This window comes from Mesorhizobium sp. WSM4904, assembly GCF_029674545.1.
Taxonomy (GTDB): domain Bacteria; phylum Pseudomonadota; class Alphaproteobacteria; order Rhizobiales; family Rhizobiaceae; genus Mesorhizobium.
This window is the reverse complement of sequence record NZ_CP121354.1, coordinates 5,777,718-5,799,408: the sequence shown is the minus strand read 5'-3', so window position 1 is coordinate 5,799,408 and position 21,691 is coordinate 5,777,718. Positions and strand designations below refer to the sequence as shown.

Below are 21,691 nucleotides of genomic sequence, written 5' to 3'. Positions count from 1 at the left end.
GGCTTGCTCAGGTTACCCAGCCTGCGGTGCTTCACCGGCGGGTGGGCCACCACGCAGCGCTACGTAGATCGCCGGGATGACGAGCACGGTCAGCAGCGTCGAGGAGGCGAGGCCGAACAGCAGGGATATGGCGAGGCCCTGGAAGATCGGATCGGTCAGGATCACCGCGGCGCCGATCATCGCGGCGAGCGCGGTGAGCAGGATCGGCTTGAAGCGGATCGCGCCGGCCTTGAGCAGCACGCCGACGAGCGGGTCGTCGGTCCCCCTGGCGTGCCGGATGAAGTCCACCAGCAGGATCGAGTTGCGCACGATGATGCCGGCGAGCGCGATGAAGCCGATCATCGAGGTTGCCGTGAAGGGCGCGGCGAAGGCCCAGTGGCCGAGCATGATGCCGATCAGCGTCAGCGGGATCGGAGTCAGGATGACCAGCGGCAGCTTGAACGATCCGAACTGCCCGACGACCAGGATGTAGATGCCGAGGATAGCCACCATGAAGGCGGCACCCATGTCGCGGAACGTCACCCAGGTCACCTCCCACTCGCCGTCCCACAATAAAGTGGGCTTGGATTCGTCGTCCGGCTGGCCGTGCAGCGCGATCGCCGGTTTGGGCACGTTGCCCCAGTCCGCCTTGGCGATCGCATCGTCCACCGCGAGCATGCCATAGACCGGCGCCTCGAACGCGCCGGCCAGTTCGCCCATCACCATCTCGGCCGGCCGCCCGTTGTGGCGGAAGATCGGGTAGGAGGCCGGCTCCCGGCTCACCCGCACGACGTCGCCAAGCTCGACAACGTCGCGCGCGCCGGGCAGCGCGTTTGCTGCCACCGGCGTTGCCAGGGCGCGCTGGTCGACCACGCCGTTTGTCTTGGACAAGGCCGTGCGGATCGGGATCGGCAGGCGTCCGCCGCCCCGGTGCGAGTAGCCGACCGTGGTGCCGCCGTAGAGATAGCTCAGCGTGTCGTACACGTCCGCTTGCTCGACCTTGTAGTATTCGAGGTTGTCCTGGTCGATCGAAAGCCGCAGCCGTTCCGGCTGGTTGTGGAAGCTGTCGTCGACGTCGACGATGAACGGGACGCTGGCGAAGGTCTCGCGCACCTTGGCCGCGACCGCACGGCGGGTCTCGGCGTCCGGGCCGTAGATTTCGGCCAGCAGCGTGCCGAGCACCGGCGGCCCCGGCGGCGGCTCGACCACCTTCAGCACCGTGCCCGCCGGCATCGCCATTCCCTTCAAGCGATCGCGCAAGTCGAGCGCAACGGCATGGCTGGCGCGGCTGCGCTCGCCCTTGGGAAGCAGGTTGACGGCAATGTCGCCCTGTTCGGGGCTCGATCGCAGGTAGTAGTGGCGCACCAGGCCGTTGAAGTTGAAAGGCGCGGCGGCGCCTGCGTAGGTCTGGAACGAAACCACTTCCGGCACCGAGGCCAGCCGGTTCACGGCTGCCTGCAGCAGCCGGTCGGTATCCTCGACCGATGAGCCCTTGGGCAGGTCCGCCACGATCTGGAGCTCGGTCTTGTTGTCGAAGGGCAGAAGCTTGACCGTCACATGCTTGGTGTAGATCAGCGCCATGGACCCGATCGTGGCGACGCCCACGAGCAAAAGGAAGGCCCACGCCCGGAACCGCGACTTCAAGATCGGCCGCGCCACCGCGACATAGATGCGCCCCAGCACGCCGCCATGCGCGCTGCCGGCACGGCCATGCGTGCCGGCCTGATCCTTGCCGCCGAGCTTCATCATCAGCCATGGCGTCAGCATCACCGCGACGAAGAAGGAGAACAGCATCGCGGCCGAGGCGTTGGCCGGGATCGGGCTCATATAGGGACCCATGAGGCCGGAAACGAACAGCATGGGAAGCAGCGCCGCCACCACGGTCAGCGTCGCGACGATGGTGGGATTGCCGACCTCGCCGACCGCGTCGATCGCCGCCTGGGTGCGCGAACGTCCATCGTCCATCGCCCAGTGGCGCGCGATGTTCTCGATGATCACGATCGCGTCGTCGACGAGGATGCCGATGGAGAAGATCAGCGCGAACAGGCTGACGCGGTTCAGCGTGTAGCCCATGACGCGCGATGCGAACATGGTCAGCAGGATCGTCGTGGGTATCACCACGGCCACCACCAGAGCTTCCCGCCAACCGATTGCGACGGCGACCAGGAGAACGATGGAGACGGTCGCCAAGCCGAGATGGAAGAGCAATTCGTTGGCCTTCTCATTGGCCGTTTCGCCATAGTTGCGCGTCACGGCCATCTCGACGTCCTTGGGGAAAATCTGGCCGCGCACCTGATCTAGGCGCTTGACGATCGTATCGGCGATGACGACCGCATTGGTACCCGGTCGCTTCGCGATCGCCACCGACACGGCCGGCGTGCGTTCGAGACCTTTGTCGGACTTGACGATGTCGGTGACGCGGTTCTCCGCCGGCGACGTCGCGAGCACGATGCTGGCGACGTCGCGGATATAGACCGGCCGGCCGTCGCGAGCGGTCAGCAAAAGGTTGCCGATATCGGATAAAGCCTGCAGCGTCTGGCCGGCCACCAGCACCCGCTGGTTGCTCTGGTCGCGCACCGTGCCGATCTGGAAGGAACGGTTGGCGCCCGCGATCTTGCCCGTCAACTGCTGCAGCGTGATGCCGTAGAGCGAGAGCTTTTCCGGATCCGGTTCGACCTGGATCTCTTCCGGCTGCTCCCCGACTATGTAGGTGAGGCCGATATCGGGAAGCTTTGCGACCTCGACCTGCAGTTCATGCGCAAGGCGCGTCAGATCCGCAGAGGAGTAGCGCGTCGCTGCCTGTCGCGCCGGCGTCAGCGTCACCACCACGATGGCGACGTCATCAATGCCGCGCCCGACGATCAGCGGCTCCGGGATCCCGACGGGGATGCGATCCATGTTGGCGCGGACCTTGTCGTGGACACGCAGGATCGCGGCATCCGAGCTGGTGCCGACCTTGAAGCGCGCGGTCACCAGCGCGCCGTCATCCGTGGTCTGCGAGTAGACGTGCTCCACGCCGTCTATGCCCTTGATGATCGTCTCCAGCGGCTCGGTCACGAGCTTGACGGCATCCTCGGCCTTCAGGCCGTTGGCGGACACGTGGATGTCGACCATGGGTACGGAGATCTGCGGTTCCTCCTCACGCGGCAGAGTGACCAGGGCCACAAGCCCGAGCGCCAGCGCGGCCAGCAGGAACAGAGGCGTCAGCGGCGATGCGATGAAGGAACGGGTAAGCCAGCCGGCGATGCCGAGTTTCATGGCAGGACGACCTTGTCGCCATCGGCAAGACCACTCAGGATCTCGACGCGAGGCTGGCCGGCGTCCTGGAATTCCCCGCCCAGCACGACCGCGACCTCGAGCGGGCCGTCCGCCGTCTCGACCGTGACGTAGTCTATGCCGTGGATGGTCCTGAGTGCCTCCGGCGGGACACCCAGCATGGTCCGTTTGGCAACCGGTATGGAAACGAGCGTGCGCTCATTGACGAAATAGGTCCCGATATCGACGACTTCGACGTCGGCAATCACGCGGCCATTCTCGATCTCGGGGTAGACCTTGGCGATCCGTCCCTCGCTGGCCTTGACGAAGCCGGCATTGGTACCCGTGCCGCGTTCGCCGATGTCGACGCGGGCGCCTTCCGTTATTTCGACGGCGTGCCGTTCCGGCAAGGACAGTCGCAGATAGTATTGGCCCGACGCCACCCGTGCGACGGGTTCGCCCGCCATGACCACCGAGCCGGCGGCCACCGGTACCGTCAGCACCCGGCCGTCGGCCGGAGCCAGGACATCGCCTTCCCTGGTGCTTTGCTCGATGACCGCCTTCTCGGCAATCGCAGCCGCCAGCTGGTTCGTGACGACATCGAACTGCGTCTTGGCGGCGTCGACCCGGCTTTGAGCGGCGGCACCCTTGGCGAGCAGGTCCTGCGCGCGCTGCAGATCGGTGCGGGCGCTGTCGAGTTGCGAATTCAGCGCCGCGATCTTGGCGTCGGCGGCTCTGAGCTGCAGTGCGAGCTTGTCGTCGACGACCGTGGCAATCACGTCGCCCTTGCTTACCTCAGCGCCCTCCGAGACGCGGACGGACGCGACGGTTCCCGAAATCCTCGCCCTGGCCGGCAGGATGGTGCGGCTCTCCACCTGTCCATACACAGCCTTCATCTCGGTGACGGCCGCGGCCTTGACTGTGAAATCGGCGGCGCGTGCATCGACCGCGACAAGGCCGGCGGCGCCGATCAGAACAATGCTCGCGAGGGCCGATCGTATGGTTGTCATTATGCTTGTCTCGTCGATTGAAATGGGTCGGGAGCGACTGGGCCGCCTCCCGACAGCGGCCAATTGCTCGCAATGACGTGCCGCTATTTGAACGCCACGCCCGGCTTGCAGCCGAGCTTCTTGAAGACCATCGCCGCCGGGCAGAAGCCCGTGACCGAGGCCTGCACCATGTTGAGCCCGGCGAATGCGGTCAGCAGGAACCAGTAGGGCGAATAGTAGATGCCGAGCGCGAGCGATATCAGCACCATGAAGCCCGCGAACATGAGAACTGCCCTGTCTATCGTCATGACCTTTTTCTCCTGGAAACCGCCGTGCCTATTCGGCCGGCTCGATGTGGATGGCCTTGAGTTTCTTGATGCCGAGAACGTCGAGCGCCAGCCCCTCATAGAAGGTCTCGCTCTTTCCCTGCCGCACCTTGTGGAGGAAGTATTTCTCGAACCCGACCTTCGCCGCGTGAACCCACTTGCCCTGCGAGGACCAGTTGACGTTGCGGGGAGGGATCTGCGGCTGCGCGACGAAGGCTATGCCTTCATCGCCGAAATCGGCGAGGCAGACCGCATTCCATGTCGCGACGGCCCTCGGCTCCTCGCCGCGCAGAAGCGCGCCGATGTTCTCGGCGGTGGCCGTGACCATGGATTCGATCATGAAACCCGTCTTCGGCACGCCCACGGGAAGCGGTGTCTTGCCGACCGGCGGAATGGCGACGCAGACGCCGATGGCGAAGACGTTCGGATAGGTCTGGTTGCGCTGATGCTTGTCGATGGTGACGAAGCCGCGTGGATTGACCATGCCCTCGACACCCATCACCGCCGGCACGCCGCGGAAAGCCGGCAGCATCATCGAGAAGGCGAAGGGAAGGTCATGCTTGGCCTTGGTCGTCCCATCGTCGTTGACTTCCTCGACATGCATCACGCCGGCGTCGACCGAAGCCACCTTGGCGTTGGTGACCCACTTGATGTGGCGATCGCGCATGGCGCTCTCGAGCAGGCCCTTGGTGTCGCCGACTCCGTCGAGGCCGAGATGGCCGATATAGGGTTCCGGCGTCACGAAGGTCATCGGCACGCGGTCGCGCACCCTGGCCTTGCGCAGCGCGGTGTCCAGGATGAAGGCGAATTCATAGGCCGGGCCGTAGCAGGATGCGCCCTGGACCGCGCCCACGACTATAGGACCTGGCTTGCGGACCAATTCGTCGAACCTCGCCCGCGCGGCGACGGCATGATCGATCTGGCAAATGGATTGGGTGTGTCCGGCAGGTCCGAGACCTGGCACCTCGTCGAAGGCAAGATCCGGGCCGGTCGCGATGATCAGATAGTCGTAATCGACGAAGGAGCCGTCGTTGAGCTCGACGCGGTTTTCCTTCGCATGCACCTTCTTCGCGCCCTCGGGACGTAGCGCGATGCCGCGCCTTTTGAAGGTGTCCGCCAGATCGACGGTGACGTCCTTGCGCTCCCGCCAGCCGACGGCCACCCAGGGATTGGAAGGCACAAAGGAATAGGACGTGCCGAGGGTGACGACGGTCAGCCGATCCTCGCCGCGCAGCTTGTCGCGCATTTCATACGCCATGATCGTGCCGCCGAGACCTGCTCCGAGGACGACGATGTGGGACATGATATCCTCCCGTTGGTTCGACCTTCCGCAGCATTCTGCGCGGGAAGGCAGCGTTCTGCGTTGATCGGGCTCAATTTCCAAACGGGGCGGCACGATTGTAAGGTGACGGCGTCGGTGAGCCCGAACGGCAAGCTTGCATGTAACATTCAAAGATTATAAATTCAAGAAAATGAATGTACGAGAATTGATCCCGGCCTCGGGCAAGGCGGCGGAACTCCTCCGCAGCCTGTCCCATCCACAGCGTTTGCTCGTTCTGTGCGCCCTCGGCGACGAGGAGCGCTCGGTGGCCGAGCTGCGCGAACTGCTCGACATCGACCAGGTGCCGATGTCGCAACAGCTTATGCGGCTGAGGGCCGACGGGCTGGTCGAGGCCCGCCGCGACGGGACCACCGTCTATTACCGCATCACCAGGCCGGAAGTGCTGACGGTCATCGAAGCGCTGCATTCGGCTTTCTGCCCGAAGTAGGTGACCGCAGCTTTGAGGCTGGGGAGAGCTTCTTGCTCACCGCCCGTTCTTCGCTTGATCCACGTCAAGGCAGCGCAACCGGATCTGCAATCTCCTTTTCGCATTGATGCATCAGGCGGACGAACGCCCACGCGATCCGATTGTGGAGAAGACACATGATCCTGAATAATGACACCCTTGTCGCGGTTACGGATGGCGAGAAGTTGCGGCTGTTCCACAACAAGGGCCACGAGCCGCATCTCGATTTGATCGAGATCGAGGATCCCGTCCTTGAAGTAGCCCGCGCCGGATCCGGCGGCAGGCACCGCAGCTCTACCGCCAACCCGGACGACTCCCGGCTGCGTGAGGATGATTTTGCCGGGTCGGTTGCGGCCTATCTCAACCACCAGGCGCTCGAGGAAGCGTACGAGCACATACTGGTGATCGCCGATCCGCGTACGCTTGGCGAAATGCGCAGACACTACCAGCCGTCGTTGAATGCGAAGCTGGTGGGCGAGATCGGCAAGGATTTCGTCAAACATTCGGTGGAATCGATCAAATACGCCGTCGCGACGGCGTGAACGAAGTTTGTGCGTCGCCATCATGAATGGCGACGCACGCTTACGCGAGCGGATCAGGTCACGATAGCGGCCGGTATTCGTGATTGCGGCAGTCAGCCCACTTCGGCGAATGGTGTCGCCGATCTCTTCATGTTCCGCGGCCGCCTCGTCGTCGAATAGGAGACCCGCAATGTCGACACATGACCATTCGGACCACGAACACCCGCAAGGTTCTTTTCTGACGTCCCGAGCAGGGCTCGTCCTGCTCGGCTTCCTCGCGATCGGCGCGTTCCTGCTCTTCACCGAGCACCGCGCCCATGTGCTTGGCGCGCTGTTCTATCTGCTGCCGTTCGGCTGCGTCTTCATGCACTTCTTCATGCATGGAGGACATGGCCATGGCGGACACGGCGGTCACCGCAATCAGCCAGACGAAAGGAATCTGCCATGAGCGCCGAAACACAAGCCTACGGCCTTTGGAGCCTGGTCATCGTCAATTCCGCCGTCTTCATTCTGTTCGCCTACAGCTTCTTCAAGCCGACGACGACCCGTGACTGGCGCTCGTTCGGCGCGTTCAGTGCATTCCTGGTCGCGCTGTTCGCGGAGATGTACGGCTTTCCGCTGACCATCTACTTGCTGTCGGGCTGGCTGCAGTCCCGCTATCCGGGGATCGACTGGTTCTCGCACGACGCCGGGCATCTGCTCGAAATGATGTTCGGCTGGCGGGTCAATCCGCATTTCGGGCCGTTCCATCTGCTGAGCTTCATCCTGATCGGCGGCGGGTTTTGGGTGATCGCGGTCGCATGGCGGGTTCTCTACGACGCGCAGCAGCACCGCTCGCTCGCGACCAGCGGACCGTACAGCTACGTCCGCCACCCGCAATATGTTGGCTTCATCCTTGTGATGCTCGGCTTCCTCGTTCAGTGGCCGACGCTGCTGACGCTGGCGATGTTCCCTGTGCTGGTCGTTATGTATGTGAGGCTGGCGCGGGCCGAGGAGCGCGAAGCGATTGCCGAATTCGGCGACGCCTACCGCAAATACATGGCACAGGTTCCGGCATTCATTCCGAGGTGGGACCGACTGTCTGGCGGTTCGGTCGGCGGCTCCGCTGAGCCGGATGAGACCTAGCGCCATGGCTGAGCACCGCCGATCCTGGCCGTTCTCGGCAATCCTTCTCGCCGTCTTCGGTGCGGCGCTAATCTGCATTGGCGCCTTCTTCATCTTCCTTCGGCCGCCGCTCCTGCCGGAGGACGCGCGTTTCGTCGGCCTGTCCCTTGAACAGCTTCAGGCCGAGCAGCCACGCATGGCATCATGGGTCGAGCGCGTGTTTCAGGTGCTTGGCGGGTATGCCATCGCCTCGGGCATTCTGACCGTCACGATCGCCGCGACGTCGTTCCGGTGGCACGAGCGGTGGGCTCTTCCGGGCGTGCTCGCCGCCGGCGTCGCCTCAATCGGATGGATGGTTGTCGTCAACTTCGTCATAGGATCCGATTTCCGGTGGGCCTTGCTGGCTATCGCGATCCCATGGGCCGCGAGCGTGGGCATGTTTCTGGTCGAGCTCAAGCAAGCCGCCATGCGGGCAAGCAGGGCGGAGTGACGCATGTCCGACCTTGTCTTCACCGCGAAGGATCTCGCCAAGACCTATGTGTCGGGCGAGACGCAAGTGCACGCCTTGCGCGGCGTGAACCTGCAGATTTCGGCAGGGGAAGTGATCGTCTTGCTCGGCCCCTCGGGCAGCGGGAAATCGACACTGCTCAACATCATGGGCGGGCTCGATCACGCGACCAGCGGCGAGCTGTCGTTCAAGGACCTGCGGCTGACCGACCTCGATGACCGGGAACTGACATCCTATCGCCGCCGCCACGTCGGCTTCGTGTTCCAGTTCTACAATCTGATCCCCAGCCTGACGGCCTACGAGAACGTCGCGCTGGTCACAGAGATATCCGACGATCCGATGCGTCCCGAGGACGCCCTCGCTCTCGTCGGGCTGGAGCTGCGCATGCATCATTTTCCGGCGCAGCTGTCGGGCGGCGAACAGCAGCGCGTCGCCACTCGCCCGCGCGATCGCCAAGCGTCCGGAGGTGCTGCTCTGCGACGAGCCGACAGGCGCGCTCGACTCCAGGACGGGCGTTCGGGTGATCGACGCGCTGATGAAGGTCAATGCCGAACTCGGCACGACCACCGTCATCATCACCCACAACGCCGTCATTCAGGAGGTCGCGCACCGGGTCCTGTTCTTCAGCGACGGGCAGATATCGAAGGCCGTCACCAACGAAGCCCGGCGCGCCGTCGCCGAGTTGCAGTGGTGAAGACATGCGCGCCCTGGACAGAAAGCTCTTCCGCGACCTCGTCCGCCTTTGGGCGCAGGCTCTCGCCATCGCGCTCGTGGTCGGTGGCGGGGTGGCGACGCTTCTGCTCGCCGTCGGTTCCTACCGTTCTCTCGACGAGACGAGGGCTGCCTATTACGAGCGCTACGGTTTCGCCGATGTCTTCGCCACGGCGCGGCGGGCCCCGAAAGCGCTCATCCGCCGGATCGCGGAAATTCCAGGCGTCGCGGCCGTCGATGCGCGGATCGCGCAATTCGCGCTCCTCGACATACCGGGCCAGACCGCACCGGCCACCGGCGTGGTCGTCTCGCTGCCCGAGGTCGGCGAGCCGAAGCTCAATCGCCTCTATATGCGTGCCGGCCGAACTCCCGATCCCGGCCGGGAAGACGAAGTCGTCGTCAATGAAAACTTCGCCGAAGCGCATCGGTTCGCCCTGGGCTCAGGCTTCGCTGCAATCCTCAACGGCCGCAAGCGCGACCTGAGGATCGTCGGCATCGCCCTTTCTCCCGAGTACGTCTATGCGGTCGGCCCTGGCGACATCATGCCGGACGGCCGCCGCTTCGGTGTCATCTGGATGTCCGAACGGACCCTCGCCAGCGCCTACGATCTGGAGGACGCCTTTTCGTCCGTGTCGCTGAAGCTGCTGCCGGGAACGTCGGAGCGGGAGGCGACGACGCGTCTTGACGACCTGCTGGACCGCTATGGCGGGCGCGCTGCCTACGGACGCAAGGACCAGACATCGCATGCCTGGCTCGATCACGAGCTCGACATGCTCAACAACATGAGCCGCACGCTGCCGCCGATCTTCCTGCTGGTCTCGGCGTTCCTGGTGAACCTTACGCTCAGCCGCCTTGTTTCACTCGAGCGCGAACAGATCGGCCTGCTGAAGGCGCTCGGCTACCGCAACGCCAGCGTCGTCCTGCACTACCTGAAATTCGTGGGCATCATCACGGTGGTCGGCATCGTCATCGGCAGCGTGATCGGCACGTGGCTCGGCAGCTATGTGACCGGAATATTCGCAGACTTTTTCCGCTTCCCTTTTCTTCTGTTCACCAAGAGCCTCGATCTCTACGTCGCAGCGGCTGGCTTGAGTTTTTTTGCCGCGACGATCGGCGCACTGCGCGCCTTGCGCGAAGTCGTAAATCTGGCTCCTGCCGTCGCCATGCAGCCGCCGGCTCCGCCGGTTTTCCATCGAACGCTGCCGTTGAGCATCAGTCTGGCAGGCCTTGTCTCGCAGCCGACGAGAATGATGCTGCGCAATATCGCGCGCCATCCAGTTCGATCCTCTTTCACCGCGCTCGGCATGTCGCTGGCGACGGCGATCCTGATCGTGTCGCTCTTCACGGGAGGCACGATGGAACAGCTTATCGATGTCACGTACTTCCTTGCGGATCGTCAGGACGCGACCGTGAGCTTCATCGAGAAGCGTCCTCAGGAAGTGGCCTTCCAGATCGTGAGACTTCCCGGCGTCCTGAACGCGGAGCCTTATCGAGAAGTCCAGGTCCGTGTCCGCAACGGCCATGTCGAGCGCCGGGTCATGATCCGCGCCAGGCCACGCGGAGCGGAGCTCAACCGCATCATCGATGCTGACCTGAAGCCTGTAGTTCTGCCGGAATCGGGCTTCGCGATCTCGGACATGCTTGCCAGCATTCTGAAGGTGCGGGTTGGCGACACCGTCGAGGTCGATCTGCTCGACGGTGAGCGCCGGACGGTCTCGCTTCCTGTGGCGGCGCTGATCGAGGACTATCTCGGCATGCGCGGCATGATGGATCAGGAAGCGCTCGCCAAGTTGCTTCGCGAAGCACCGATGGCGAACGGCGTCAGCGTCAGCCTGGACAAGAACAGACAGGATGAGTTCTACACCGCGGTCAAGGCCATGCCGGTCGTGAGCAGCCTGGCTCTGCAGACGGCGTCCCTCGCCACTTTCCGCGATGCCGTGGCAATTCTGGTCACGACGATGTCCAGCATCTACACGGGCCTCGCGGCCGTCATCGCGTTCGGCGTGGTTTACAACAACGCTCGTGTATCCCTGTCGGAGCGAGCCAGAGAGCTGGCGAGCCTGCGGGTCCTGGGCTTCACAGACGGCGAGGTGCTGCGCATGCTGCTGCTTGAACTCGCGCTGTTGACCCTGGTCGCGCAGCTGCCGGGCTGGGCTATCGGTTACGGTCTTGCCTGGATCATGAAGACGAACTTGGCCGGGGAACTGATGCGGGTGCGCCTGGTCGTCGAGCCTGCAACCTATGTTTTCGCCAGCGTGATTGTCATTGCTGCGGCTGTGCTCTCGGCGCTGATCGTCCGCAGACGCGTCAATCAACTCGACCTCGTAGCCGTTCTCAAGACGCGGGATTGAAAACCATGCGTGCCAACTCGATGATCAACTGGATGAAGAGAATCGCCGGTATTGCGGCCCTTGGCTTGATCGCCGCGGCTGCGGTCTGGTTCGCATGGCCACAGCCCATCCCAGTCGACCTGGCGACGGTGGCCAAGGGCCCGATGGAGGTCACGGTCGACGATCAAGCCAAGACCCAGGTTCGGCACGTCTATACGATGTCGGTGCCGATCGCCGGCAAGGTTCTCAGGATTTCGCCGCCGCATCATGTCGGCGACGCGGTCATCAAGGACGAAACCGTGGTGGCGGTGATGCAGCCGGCCACCCCCAGCTTTCATGATGTCCGCACACATGAGGAGTTGGTGGCGGCGTTTGGTGCGGCCGAAGCGGCCGTGACGTTCGCGCAAGCGGAAGTAAAGCGGCTCGAAGCGGCGCTCGGGTATTCTCGCACGGAACTCGAGCGGGCGGAGAAGCTTGCCAAGACCGGGGCGATATCGCAGGGGGCTCTCGACAAGGCGAGGTTCGAAGTCGATACCAACGAAGCGGCCCTGGCGAGCGCAAAGGCGCAGGTCGAAGTCCGGGGCAACGAGCAGGCGGTGATCCAGGCGCGGCTCGGCCAGCCTGCCGACGACGCCGCACAATCGGATCCGGCCTGCTGCATCCAACTTCGCGCGCCGGTGAGCGGCCGCATCCTGAAGATCGTCCAGGAGAGCGAAGGCATGGTCCAGCCCGGCGCGCCGCTTGTCGAGATCGGCGACCCGCTCGACCTGCAGGTGGTGGCGGACCTGCTTTCGACAGATGCAGTCCAGATCAGGGCCGGTGCTGCAGTGCGGATCGACGACTGGGGTGGGCCTACACTTCGGGGCAAGGTGACGCGTATCGATCCAGCCGGCTTCGTCAAAGTCTCTGCGCTCGGGATCGAGGAGCAGCGTGTCCACACCGAGATCGACTTGGTCGACCCTCCCGAAAAATGGTCGCAGCTCGGGCACGACTATCGTGTCATTGTCCACGTGACGAGTTGGCGAGACGACAATGTCCTCACAGTCCCGGTGGCGGCACTGTTTCGAAAGGGTGATGACTGGGCAGTCTATCTCGCCAAGGACGGACGAGCGCGTACGACCGTGGTCAAGATCGGCCACCGGGACAACAAGGTGGCCGAGGTCGAGTCGGGCCTCTCGGAAGGCGATCGGGTCGTGCTGCACCCGAGCGACCGGGTGGACGACGGGGTGGCCGTGCGCGAACGGAACACGGAATAGATCAATGGTTTTTCGAGCCTGGACCAATAATCCCGCAGGATAGGCTGTACTTTTGAGCGCGTCCGGTCGTTCCACAACGTGAGTTCGAATGGCCGGAAAGGTTTCCGCAATTGGCCTGTAGCTGCCTTTCTCAACGGAAAGCTCTCGACTGAAAGCGCCGGCTTCCGCAGCTTAAAGTCATTCGTTCTGGCAGTTTTCAATACTATTTCAGGCGCGCAAATATCGGGCGTGAACCCGCTTCTAATGCGGGCGAGCGAGCCGACTGGAACCTCGGCATGGCTTCGGCCCAAGGGTTTTTCGAGTTGATGCGGCGCTTCGACATGGAGCGAGGCACGAGCACATATTGGTGATCGCCGATCCGCGTACGCTTGGCGAAATGCGCAGACACTACCAGCCGTCGTTGAATGCGAAGCTGGTGGGCGAGATCGGCAAGGATTTCGTCAAACATTCGGTGGAATCGATCAAATACGCCGTCGCGACGGCGTGAGCGAAGTTTGTGCGTCGCCATCATGAATGGCGACGCACGCTTACGCGAGCGGATCAGGTCACGATAGCGGCCGGTGTTCGTGATTGCGGCAGTCAGCCCACTTCGGCGAATGGTGTCGCCGATCTCTCCGCCGGTTCTGCCGAGCGGCCATGCAACATGTCCAGTCGGGCCAAGAGCTCGGTCTGCACGTTCTCGACGATACGCGCCGCACCCGAATAGATGCTGCCGTTATTGCCATCCAACGTGATCACCGCGCCTTCCGGAAAGATGGCGCCGCCGATATTGACCTCGTTTCGCGCGGCGTCGATCGTCATTGTCTCGCAACCGACCAGACAGACCTTGCCGAGCTGCCGTGCGACGACCGCGGCATGGGATGTCCTGGCGCCATGCTGCGTCAACAATCCGTCGGCGACGTCGAGCGCGGCAATGTCGCGGGTTTCGGCATCGCTGCGGACGAGGATGACGCTGATACCAGCGGCCTTGCGCTCGCGCACCCTTGCCTCCGCGAGCGCGATCTCGCCGCAGACGACACCGCTCGATGCGGATGCCGCCGAGGCGATGGGAGACAAAGCGACGCCGTCGTCGCTCCCGATGCCGCGGACGGTCAGCGCATGCTGGTCGAGGCCGCGCGTCCGCTCCCGCGCTGTCTCCGCGTCGATCACGCCCTCGGCCAGAAGATCCAGCGCAATGCGGGCGGTCGCCATGGGAGTGCGTTTTCCGTTGCGGGTCTGCAGCAGGAACAGCACCCCTTCCTGGACGGTGAACTCGAAGTCCTGCATATCCCCGAAGCGGCGTTCGAGCAGGGCCGCCGCGTCGACCAGCTCCTCCCAGACCCGCGGCGCCACGGCGGCGAGCTCGTCATGGCCGCGAGCGGTGCGGCGCCCGCTCACGACATCCTCGCCCTGCGCATTGAAAAGGAAGTCCACCCAAGGTTTGTGGTCGCCGGTGATGGGATTGCGCGTGAAGCCGACGCCGGCCCCGGAGAGGCCGCCGGCGTTGCCGAACACCATTCGCTGGACGGTCACGGCCGTGCCCATCTCATGCGACAGGCCATGGAGGTTGCGATAGGCCATCGCCTTTTCGCTTCCCCACGACCGGAAAACGGCATTGATCGCTTCGCTCAACTGGGTTTCCGGATTCTGCGGGAACGGCGCCCCGGTTTGCCGGTGAAAAGTCTCGAGATGCAGTTGGGCGATCTGCCGGAGGCTGGTGAAGTCGAGAGATCGTTCATCCTCGTCCTGCCGGACTGCGGCAAGATCGGCCTCGAAATGATGAAGATCGATACCGGCGACCACCTCGCCATAGCCGGCGATGAGCCGGCGGTAGGCGTCCCAGGCAAGCCGGGGATGACCGGTCAGGCGTATCAGGCCTGGGATGGTCGCGTCCGTAAGTCCGATGTTCAGCAGCGTCTCCATCATGCCCGGCATCGAGACCGGCGCACCTGAACGCACCGAAAGCATCAGCGGCCTGCGGACGTCCCCCAGCTTCAGTCCGGTGAACGCTTCGAGCTCGGCCAGGGCAGGCCGCCAAAGTTGCGGAACGACCGCTTGCGGATCGGCGCAATAGCCGGTCCCGATCACGAAGGCGGGCGGCACCTCGAGGCCGAGCGCGGCCAGTTTGGCGAGGTTATAGGCCTTGAATCCGAGGGCAGCCGTGGTGGCCGCGTCCTGCGGCGGCTTCTTGCCGCCGATGAAGTATATGCGTTTGAGATCGTCCTTGGTTTCAGGCTGCCCGGCCGACTTGACAGATGCGCTCATGCCTCGACTCCCAGCCGGCTGAAGGCCAGATCACGTATGCCATAGGCGGTTGCAAGCAGCGCGTCTGTCGCCGATTCCAAGGCCGCGGCGAAATCGGTGCCCAAGCCGAGCGTCGCAGCGTCGTCGATGTTGCGCACCAAAAGTCGTCGCACGTCGCGCAGCAATTGATCGCACTGCTGCTCGGCGTTGACCACGCGCCAGGAGATGGCGATGAATTCCTCATGGTCGCTGGCGTCGCTGCCTTCGCCAAGCGCGCTGGCAATCAACAGCAGCTTGACATGATCCTGCGTGGCCTGGAGGGTTTTTTCGGCAAGCTGCCGCATGCCTTCGCGCACATCGGCGGGCCAGGCCTTGTCGTGGTTCTCGGCGATCAGTGAGAAAAGAAAGGCAGCTTCCTCCATCGCGTCGGCAATGTCGTCGGCGCGTTCGATCAGCCGTGTAAAAGGCAACCAGCGCGGATTGCGTTCGGCCCGTTCGCGCGAGCGCATGACGAGCAAGTCCGCCTTGCGCTCCCATGCCTTCGCCCGCTTGGCCAGCTTTTCGGCATCCTTGGCGGAACGCTCGTGGCCGTGGGCGATGGCATCGCGGATTCCCTCGGCCAGCGCATGGCAGAACGAAGCGTGCTCGCTCAGCAGAGCGAATTCATCATGATGGCGTCCGACATGGCGAATGAGCAGAAGGCGGATCGAGTCCGCGATGCGCGATACCGGCTGACGCTGCTGCATCGCCTGCGACGCCATTGCCATCGCCTCGATCAGGAATTCCTGCGCCGGGGCGGCGCCCATCACCGCATCGAGTGTGTCGCCGATGCGGAAGTAGTCGCTGCCGACAGCCTCCATCGCGGCGAATATCAATGCTTCGCCTCCCGCCTCCAGCCAGCCCCTGTGACCGATTTCCCGCCGCGCGCATTCGTTCAGGACGGCGACGGAACCAGCCTTGCCGACGATCTGGCGCAGCCGCTTGCGGGCGCGATTCCAATCGATCAGGAAGACGATGCGCGCCCCCAGTCCTTCCAGCGCCTTGAGCAAGGCGGCTTCGTCCGAACATTCAAACGTCGCGGTGCCGATGCAGTAGGCATCTCCTGAATTAAGGCCGTCGGTCATGCGCGAACCGACCGCCGACCATTTCGCGCCGATCTGCGAAAGCATGTCCTGAAAGAATGCGAAGCGCTGCCGATGCAGATCCGAATAGGTCAGCGTCAGCACCAGGCCTTCCACCTGCGCGACGAGCACATGCGCATCGTTGGTGCCGATGTCGTTCTGGATAAGCAGGCGTTCGCCGTCGCGCGTTGCAGCGGTATCGAGGCCTGGGTGATCGAGCTTCAGCGCCCGTGTGCGATTGAGCCCCCGCATGAAAGCGGAAATCCTCGGCCCATCCTGTTGCGACAATTGCCAGACATGGGCACCGTCGATCGTCTCGCCGGAGAGTTGCGCCGCGAAATGGTTGAGCGCCTTGTGCAAATCCATGACCAGCAGATGGAAGCTGTCTTCGTCGCCGCGTCTGCCGCTGGTCAGCGCCTTCAATTGCGCCGCGTCGAGCTCTGTTCCAAGACGGTCGACCCACCGGCACCACTGGTCGACGCGCGCGGAAAGGGTGAGATCCGGATCTTCGGCGCTGCCCTGGATCGGGCGCGCCATGATGCGCAGATCATCGCGCAGCTTCTGCGCCAGCTTGGGCAGATTGGCGAGATGGAGCGTCGAAGCCTCGAGATAAGCGGAAGCAGGGAGTTCGATGATCCATGGCGCATCGATATGCGCCGAGGAATATTCCCGGTGAAGGTCGAGTTGCGCCGTTCCCGGATGGTCGGCCTGGGCACGGGCTGCCTGCAGCACGGTGAGATAGAATTTGAGCCGGTCATTGGCCGCCAGCGCCGCCTTGATCCAAGCCGGGCGCAAAAGCTCGGTCTGCCCGAGCGCGGCGACGACACCGGTCTTCTCCATGTTCGAAACTCCGGGATGATTTGTGCGGGCTTCAAATGTTGATGTGTTGTAATGGAAATAAACATTCGTGGGTCGCCTTCGGCCTTGATGTGGATCAAAAGCAGCTATCGAGGCACGTGGATAAGTTTCGCTCGGGTGATTTGAACGATTATCTAAAATAATTAATCGACTAATATATTTATGACTTAGAGACATGAATTTCGGATGGATTTATCATTTTTCCCTCCTGCCGTCCAAGTCTCGCTTTATGCCGCAACCGCCTCCTGGCGGAAAATCACACCGGACGATCTGAGGCACACTGTGGCAAGATCATTGACCGCGGAGCTGCAGCGACGGCTATCCATGTGCGAGACATTCTGAAGCAGGCCTATGTGTTATCGATCCCAGCAAGGAGAGAAGATTGCCAATCCTGGGGACGACGTCGGGGCCGGCATCAATAGCAACCTTCGTGCCGAAAGGCCGCTCGCTTTGCTCAAGCGGCTCGAGCCGCAAGGCGAAGGCCCGCCGTGCCCTCAACTAGGGCGGCTTCAGCCGGCGGTGCAATGCGAAGCGGTGCTCAAGGGGACAGCTCCGCCTGAAGCTGTCCTTGTGGCTGTCCCAAGCGGAGCACCAGTTCCGGCAACAGGCTGGCTGGTACGGTCATCCATCAATTCTCGCAGTGCGCGGAATGTCCGGTTTGCGCGGGATGATCGCCGTCGATCCACTGGACGATCATCCGGAATTGCACCTTCGCTTCCGAATACGTGCGATAGAAGTCGAGAAGTTCTCCCGTGGGTTCCGACAAGCGTTGGAAGCCCGAAATGAAGGCGACGACCGCGCCGATCGTTGTCTGCCCGCGGATCACAAGATAGCCGCCAACGATCAGGACCATTAGCGACCCCACCGCGTTGGCTATATTCAGCAGCGTCTTCAGCCCGAGTTTCAACAAATAGAATTCAATGCGGTTGCTGAAGATCATGCGTATGGTGCGAAAGGCTGTTCGGCGCTTCGTCGAGTGGCTGCCGAAGGAATTGACTGCTTGGTTGCCTAGCTTGCGGACCAGTGCGACCTGCCGTTCCACGAGTGTGTTCAAGTCCTTCTGCATGTAAAGCGCAAGCAGGATCTGCGGCATGAGTGACACGCCGCTGACCAGAGCGATTACCGGCTGCATGTAGATCATGTAAGATACGACGGAGATCATCACCGTGACGTTGACTACGCATTCAGAGACGCTGGTGCCGACAAACCCGCCAACATAGTCGATCTCGTTGCCGATGATGCTGGCGGTCTGACCACTCCTTGCGTGCTCGCGCGCGGACCTTTGCGTGGCGACCAGCGCGAGTTGGTCGCGGGCCGTCTTCACCACGCTCTCTCCGACCCAGCCCTGATAGACGATTAGCGCGTATTTCAGCCCCGCATGCAGGAGTATAGCCGCAAGATACAGACCGGCGAGCATCAGGAGCGCCCGTACGTTCTTGTCGGCTACCGCCACATCGACGACGCGTCTCTGCAGGTCGATGGGGATAAAGTTGGCCAAGGCAACCGTAATTGCGATCGCGCTGACATAGACCTGATGCATGCCGCTGGCGCGCCGGACAAAACTTGGAAACTTCTCGCCAGGGCGCATCACATTGGCCGTCGGCTCGAACGGAGTGACACGCCGCGCAATTGTCGCGAAAATTCCGCTCACCTTGGGTGCGCCTCCGTCGCCTCCATTTCCGGTTCAGCCGATAAGGGCAACGCACCCTGTCGGTGACCAGCTGAACGGGAATCCTCAATCAGGCTGGGAACTGTCGCTCGGCGATGCCTCGCGCTCCGGCATGGTCCCGGGTGGTGCCCATCGTGCTCGAAGAAGAGCCTCTTCGACCATTGCGAGACCAAGGCATAGGCGATCGTGATGCGCTTCATCGCGTCGAGCGCGCGAGACGCGCTGTATACCTGACTGAAGCCGAGACCGCAGCCCGCTAGGATGATTGCTTTGATGACGACGGTCTCGCGGCCTTCACCAACAGCACCGGAAACGATCGCCACGACAATCAGGATCAGAACCAGCGGATTGCGATACTGCCGCAACAGGACCGCCAGCGCTTGTCCTCGCCGATGATCGGCGAACGTGTTTGGCCCGTGGCGTGAAAGTCCGTCGCGCGCCTCGGTCGAAGTCAGCCCGGTAGGCCGAGAGCGGCATTCCTGCAGCACCTCGATAACCGGTCGCGACCTGCGGGGCTCACACAAGCCGCGCCGCGTTGGGAAGGCCGAGTTCTCGATCATCGCGGTTTGATAGCGAAGAAGGCCGAGAGCCCCCTTGATCGACATCAAGGGGGAGAATTCACGATCCGAGCGGGAGCAGGCGGGCTGCACGACAGGTGGCTGGAGAGCTCAGAGGAACACGGTCCTGTTCCCACAGTCACGACTTGCCGCACAATGCGTTCGCATCATCGATCTGGTCGACGGCCGGCTGACCGCCGACCGGCCCAATTCAACTATTCATGGCGTCGCGCAGCTGGGTTGAATTTCATGCTCCCAGCTGTGTCGCGCCTGCGAAACGGTAACGTGCCTAGTTTCGTTGGCCGTCCGGCAGCCCAGACGGTTCCGTGAAGGACTGGCCAAGGTGAATGGACTGGGGCGGCAGCGCGCCGGAGGTCGAAAAGGGCTCCGCCGGCGAAACCTCCTCGTCTGCGGGCATGGCATGATCCGGGAATTGCTGTGCAGCCATTTCCTGCGTCCATACAGCGAGGACGCTCTGCTGGGTCGCCTCGGCAACGATGCAGTAGCCTCTGGGGTCGAGGATCGAAAGCACGGCATGATCGTCATTGCGTGCCAGGCGGAAGGCTCGGTCGATCACGTCCAGGCAGGCGGCCAATTGCCGAGCGTTTGGGAGACGCGTGTTACGCAGCATGTCGGAAAGCCGGAAAGCCTCCAGGCCTCGCTCGGCGATGCTCGTTCCCTCGCGGCCCAGTTCGAAGAAGACGCCGACGACAGGCAGCATGCTGCGGATCGAAGCGTAGATTGCCATGGCTTCCTGCGGGCTGCAGGCGGCAAGATGCGGCGCCTCCGGCGGACCTGGTTCCGCCGCGGGACCAAGCCCCAGTGAATGCGCGATCTCATGTTCCAGCCATTGCCGGACTTCCGGCGGGGCGGTTCGGATCTGTTCGGGGCTCAAGGTAATGCCGACCATCGCAGCGTCTCCCGTTGGTTGCTCACGGCATCAAGACAGCTTGCGAACGCAATGACCTTGACCGGCATCAAGTCCGACAACCGAAGGGTCGCCTCGGCGCTGAGCTACAAGAGAGAGAAATGCGAGCCCAGGAACACGAGAAACTGGCCGGTGATCAGAGGAATCTTCAGGACAGGGCCGTCCTCGCCGCTGTCTTGAATCGGCAGTCCGCGCACGCACGGATGCGTCTTCAGGACCTCCCTCCAGATCGTTGGAAAGTCCGATCCCTTCTTCCTTTCGGCGTTGCACGCATCGACGAGCCTCGCAATGGTGTTGATCATTGATCGGAATTACCTAAGCGCCTGATTCGAAAACATATGACCGAGAATTCCGGCAAGAGGTTTGATTTCGATCAAAAACGTCGGGCGCAGTCCCTCACAATGGCACCCACACGCCCCCCTGCTTGCGGTAACGGCGCTTCACCGCGGCCCATGCGACCCGGTGAGCGATCTCCTCGCGCCTCACGAGAGATCAATGTCCTCGACAACGGCGCGGTGGGCTCGAAGGCCAGGTGCATGCCTGGTCAGGACCCAGAGCCGCCGAGCGCGCAGCTGGTCGGCAGCAGAGTTGAAGATCGCCGAAGACCGGATCACCATCGGCTGATGAGGGGACACGCGTCTGTCTCCCGTCATCCTCGAGCCAAGGTGCCGGCGCCTCGATCAACCGGCATCAGCTCGACATCAGCCGGTTGAGCCAGACCTCGTCGAGCAGCGAACGGGTAACGCCGCCGAACACCCATTCCCTCACACGGCTGTGTCCGTAGGCGCCCGACACGACCAATTCGGCGTTGACCGAGGCGAGGAAATCGATGAGGCGGCTGGCCTCGTCATCGTCCGTCTTGATGATTTCGGTCCGCGCCATGATGCCGTGGCCCGCCAGGAAGCTCGCCGCGTCCTTGACGCCGTCCCTGATCCAATCGTCCGGATTGTGATCGACCGCCACGATGGTGATCTCGTTGGCCATGGCCATCAGCGGCACGGCGTCTGCCACTGCGCGCCTCGCTTCGCGCGTGTCCTTCCAGGCGATTACGACCTTGCCTGTCGGCAGAGCCGCGGCTCCATCGGCCGCGACCAGCACCGGTCTGCCGGCGCGCAACACCAGGCTGCCAGGATCGGCCATGCGGTAGGAGTCGCCCGTGGATGCGCCCTGCGGGGCGCTGGTGACGATCAGGTCGGCGAGGCGTGAATTCCTGGCGAGGGCACGATCGGGGTTCTCGATCGCGCCGCGCCAATCGGTCTTGACCGCTCCGGCGACCAGACTGTCGAACTCGCTGCGCCGATCCTTCAGCCGTTGCCGGATTTCATCCCTCGACTGCTCCCAAATCTCCGCCGCAACGGCCGCGCCCTCGGGCGCCATCGTCACCGGCAATGGAGCGTCGGCGGCGCAGAAGCCGATCAGGCGTGCGTCAAAACGTTTGGCAAGGTCGATGGCTACCCGCGTCAGCGGTTCGATCGACCCATCTGTGCCCAAGTTCAGGAGAATGGATTTGTAGCTCATCGGACGCGCTTTCGATCTGAATGTCTTCGACGCGCCGGAAGCTAGCTTATG

The 21,691-nt window shown here is 63.1% G+C and carries 20 protein-coding genes and 2 pseudogenes; 11 read left to right on the top strand and 11 right to left on the bottom strand.

Annotation, left to right across the window (positions count from 1 at the left end; genetic code table 11):
• Positions 1 to 12: 12 nt before the first annotated feature.
• From QAZ47_RS28185 to QAZ47_RS28170, 4 genes are all read right to left on the bottom strand, one after another.
• Positions 13 to 3,237: an efflux RND transporter permease subunit gene (locus tag QAZ47_RS28185; RefSeq protein WP_278231543.1), complete on the bottom strand. Its 3,225-nt coding sequence runs from the start codon at positions 3,235 to 3,237 to the stop codon at positions 13 to 15.
• Positions 3,234 to 4,244, bottom strand: a complete 1,011-nt coding sequence (locus QAZ47_RS28180) for an efflux RND transporter periplasmic adaptor subunit (protein ID WP_278204172.1) — start codon at positions 4,242 to 4,244, stop codon at positions 3,234 to 3,236. Before QAZ47_RS28180 ends, QAZ47_RS28185 begins: the two co-directional genes overlap by 4 nt.
• 83 nt (positions 4,245 to 4,327) lie before the next feature.
• The gene (locus tag QAZ47_RS28175; RefSeq protein ID WP_127248327.1) at positions 4,328 to 4,531 is read right to left on the bottom strand and encodes a DUF2892 domain-containing protein; all 204 of its coding nucleotides are present in this window, start codon (positions 4,529 to 4,531) and stop codon (positions 4,328 to 4,330) included.
• Between the two features lie 28 nt (positions 4,532 to 4,559).
• Positions 4,560 to 5,852 carry an FAD/NAD(P)-binding oxidoreductase gene (locus QAZ47_RS28170; protein ID WP_278204169.1) on the bottom strand — a complete coding sequence of 431 codons (1,293 nt, stop codon included), beginning with the start codon at positions 5,850 to 5,852 and terminating at the stop codon, positions 4,560 to 4,562.
• A gap of 169 nt (positions 5,853 to 6,021) precedes the next feature.
• Between QAZ47_RS28170 and QAZ47_RS28165 the strand changes: the two genes are divergently transcribed.
• From QAZ47_RS28165 to QAZ47_RS28125, 9 genes and pseudogenes are all read left to right on the top strand, one after another.
• The gene (locus QAZ47_RS28165) at positions 6,022 to 6,318 is read left to right on the top strand and encodes a metalloregulator ArsR/SmtB family transcription factor (RefSeq protein ID WP_278073240.1); all 297 of its coding nucleotides are present in this window, start codon (positions 6,022 to 6,024) and stop codon (positions 6,316 to 6,318) included.
• 155 nt (positions 6,319 to 6,473) lie between these two features.
• Positions 6,474 to 6,878, top strand: coding sequence for a host attachment protein (locus QAZ47_RS28160; protein ID WP_278204167.1), 405 nt, complete (start codon positions 6,474 to 6,476; stop codon positions 6,876 to 6,878).
• 169 nt (positions 6,879 to 7,047) lie between these two features.
• Positions 7,048 to 7,305 (top strand): DUF2933 domain-containing protein, encoded by a 258-nt coding sequence (locus QAZ47_RS28155; RefSeq protein WP_278204165.1) that lies wholly within the window; start codon positions 7,048 to 7,050, stop codon positions 7,303 to 7,305.
• Positions 7,302 to 7,982 carry an isoprenylcysteine carboxylmethyltransferase family protein gene (locus tag QAZ47_RS28150; RefSeq protein WP_278204163.1) on the top strand — a complete coding sequence of 227 codons (681 nt, stop codon included), beginning with the start codon at positions 7,302 to 7,304 and terminating at the stop codon, positions 7,980 to 7,982. The genes QAZ47_RS28155 and QAZ47_RS28150 overlap by 4 nt, the downstream gene beginning before the upstream one ends.
• Before the next feature lie 4 nt (positions 7,983 to 7,986).
• Positions 7,987 to 8,451 carry a hypothetical protein gene (locus QAZ47_RS28145; RefSeq protein ID WP_278204161.1) on the top strand — a complete coding sequence of 155 codons (465 nt, stop codon included), beginning with the start codon at positions 7,987 to 7,989 and terminating at the stop codon, positions 8,449 to 8,451.
• 3 nt (positions 8,452 to 8,454) lie between these two features.
• Positions 8,455 to 9,163 (top strand): annotated as a pseudogene (locus QAZ47_RS28140) (ABC transporter ATP-binding protein).
• A 4-nt stretch (positions 9,164 to 9,167) separates the two neighbouring features.
• Positions 9,168 to 11,531, top strand: coding sequence for an ABC transporter permease (locus QAZ47_RS28135; protein ID WP_278233898.1), 2,364 nt, complete (start codon positions 9,168 to 9,170; stop codon positions 11,529 to 11,531).
• Between the two features lie 5 nt (positions 11,532 to 11,536).
• Complete coding sequence (locus QAZ47_RS28130; protein ID WP_278231542.1) at positions 11,537 to 12,766, top strand: HlyD family efflux transporter periplasmic adaptor subunit; 1,230 nt, start codon at positions 11,537 to 11,539, stop codon at positions 12,764 to 12,766.
• Between the two features lie 346 nt (positions 12,767 to 13,112).
• Entirely contained in the window at positions 13,113 to 13,253 is a 141-nt protein-coding gene (locus tag QAZ47_RS28125) for a host attachment protein (protein WP_278233897.1), read from the top strand.
• Between the two features lie 92 nt (positions 13,254 to 13,345).
• Here QAZ47_RS28125 and QAZ47_RS28120 read toward each other — a convergent pair whose 3' ends face one another.
• Positions 13,346 to 15,010, bottom strand: a complete 1,665-nt coding sequence (locus tag QAZ47_RS28120; protein ID WP_278231541.1) for a PEP/pyruvate-binding domain-containing protein — start codon at positions 15,008 to 15,010, stop codon at positions 13,346 to 13,348.
• Positions 15,007 to 16,950, bottom strand: a complete 1,944-nt coding sequence (locus QAZ47_RS28115) for a DUF47 family protein (protein ID WP_278231540.1) — start codon at positions 16,948 to 16,950, stop codon at positions 15,007 to 15,009. The genes QAZ47_RS28120 and QAZ47_RS28115 overlap by 4 nt, the downstream gene beginning before the upstream one ends.
• Positions 16,951 to 17,243: 293 nt before the next feature.
• On the opposite strand from QAZ47_RS28115, the pseudogene QAZ47_RS28110 reads away from it, so the two are divergent.
• Positions 17,244 to 17,419, top strand: a pseudogene (locus tag QAZ47_RS28110) (integrase); the annotation flags it as partial.
• A 177-nt stretch (positions 17,420 to 17,596) separates the two neighbouring features.
• Here the strand turns inward: QAZ47_RS28110 and QAZ47_RS28105 are convergent.
• Positions 17,597 to 18,619, bottom strand: a complete 1,023-nt coding sequence (locus QAZ47_RS28105) for an ABC transporter ATP-binding protein (protein WP_278231539.1) — start codon at positions 18,617 to 18,619, stop codon at positions 17,597 to 17,599.
• Complete coding sequence (locus QAZ47_RS28100) at positions 18,616 to 19,242, bottom strand: cation-transporting P-type ATPase (RefSeq protein ID WP_278231538.1); 627 nt, start codon at positions 19,240 to 19,242, stop codon at positions 18,616 to 18,618. The genes QAZ47_RS28105 and QAZ47_RS28100 overlap by 4 nt, the downstream gene beginning before the upstream one ends.
• On the opposite strand from QAZ47_RS28100, the gene QAZ47_RS28095 reads away from it, so the two are divergent.
• Positions 19,232 to 19,438: a hypothetical protein gene (locus tag QAZ47_RS28095; protein WP_278231537.1), complete on the top strand. Its 207-nt coding sequence runs from the start codon at positions 19,232 to 19,234 to the stop codon at positions 19,436 to 19,438. The two genes, QAZ47_RS28100 and QAZ47_RS28095, sit on opposite strands and share 11 nt — an antisense overlap.
• Positions 19,439 to 19,483: 45 nt before the next feature.
• Here QAZ47_RS28095 and QAZ47_RS28090 read toward each other — a convergent pair whose 3' ends face one another.
• From QAZ47_RS28090 to QAZ47_RS28080, 3 genes are all read right to left on the bottom strand, one after another.
• Entirely contained in the window at positions 19,484 to 20,104 is a 621-nt protein-coding gene (locus QAZ47_RS28090) for a hypothetical protein (protein WP_278231536.1), read from the bottom strand.
• A gap of 104 nt (positions 20,105 to 20,208) precedes the next feature.
• Positions 20,209 to 20,424, bottom strand: a complete 216-nt coding sequence (locus QAZ47_RS28085; RefSeq protein ID WP_278073224.1) for a hypothetical protein — start codon at positions 20,422 to 20,424, stop codon at positions 20,209 to 20,211.
• A 388-nt stretch (positions 20,425 to 20,812) separates the two neighbouring features.
• The gene (locus QAZ47_RS28080) at positions 20,813 to 21,640 is read right to left on the bottom strand and encodes a universal stress protein (protein ID WP_278231535.1); all 828 of its coding nucleotides are present in this window, start codon (positions 21,638 to 21,640) and stop codon (positions 20,813 to 20,815) included.
• Positions 21,641 to 21,691: the final 51 nt, after the last annotated feature.

Bases quoted from the DNA above. Each gene is read 5' to 3' on its own strand.
- QAZ47_RS28185 (WP_278231543.1), bottom strand. From the start codon at position 3,237: ATGAAACTCGGCATCGCCGGCTGGCTTACCCGTTCCTTCATCGCATCG.
- QAZ47_RS28180 (WP_278204172.1), bottom strand. From the start codon at position 4,244: ATGACAACCATACGATCGGCCCTCGCGAGCATTGTTCTGATCGGCGCC.
- QAZ47_RS28175 (WP_127248327.1), bottom strand. From the start codon at position 4,531: ATGACGATAGACAGGGCAGTTCTCATGTTCGCGGGCTTCATGGTGCTG.
- QAZ47_RS28170 (WP_278204169.1), bottom strand. From the start codon at position 5,852: ATGTCCCACATCGTCGTCCTCGGAGCAGGTCTCGGCGGCACGATCATG.
- QAZ47_RS28165 (WP_278073240.1), top strand. From the start codon at position 6,022: ATGAATGTACGAGAATTGATCCCGGCCTCGGGCAAGGCGGCGGAACTC.
- QAZ47_RS28160 (WP_278204167.1), top strand. From the start codon at position 6,474: ATGATCCTGAATAATGACACCCTTGTCGCGGTTACGGATGGCGAGAAG.
- QAZ47_RS28155 (WP_278204165.1), top strand. From the start codon at position 7,048: ATGTCGACACATGACCATTCGGACCACGAACACCCGCAAGGTTCTTTT.
- QAZ47_RS28150 (WP_278204163.1), top strand. From the start codon at position 7,302: ATGAGCGCCGAAACACAAGCCTACGGCCTTTGGAGCCTGGTCATCGTC.
- QAZ47_RS28145 (WP_278204161.1), top strand. From the start codon at position 7,987: ATGGCTGAGCACCGCCGATCCTGGCCGTTCTCGGCAATCCTTCTCGCC.
- QAZ47_RS28135 (WP_278233898.1), top strand. From the start codon at position 9,168: ATGCGCGCCCTGGACAGAAAGCTCTTCCGCGACCTCGTCCGCCTTTGG.
- QAZ47_RS28130 (WP_278231542.1), top strand. From the start codon at position 11,537: ATGCGTGCCAACTCGATGATCAACTGGATGAAGAGAATCGCCGGTATT.
- QAZ47_RS28120 (WP_278231541.1), bottom strand. From the start codon at position 15,010: ATGAGCGCATCTGTCAAGTCGGCCGGGCAGCCTGAAACCAAGGACGAT.
- QAZ47_RS28115 (WP_278231540.1), bottom strand. From the start codon at position 16,950: ATGGAGAAGACCGGTGTCGTCGCCGCGCTCGGGCAGACCGAGCTTTTG.
- QAZ47_RS28100 (WP_278231538.1), bottom strand. From the start codon at position 19,242: ATGTCGATCAAGGGGGCTCTCGGCCTTCTTCGCTATCAAACCGCGATG.
- QAZ47_RS28090 (WP_278231536.1), bottom strand. From the start codon at position 20,104: ATGGTCGGCATTACCTTGAGCCCCGAACAGATCCGAACCGCCCCGCCG.
- QAZ47_RS28085 (WP_278073224.1), bottom strand. From the start codon at position 20,424: ATGATCAACACCATTGCGAGGCTCGTCGATGCGTGCAACGCCGAAAGG.
- QAZ47_RS28080 (WP_278231535.1), bottom strand. From the start codon at position 21,640: ATGAGCTACAAATCCATTCTCCTGAACTTGGGCACAGATGGGTCGATC.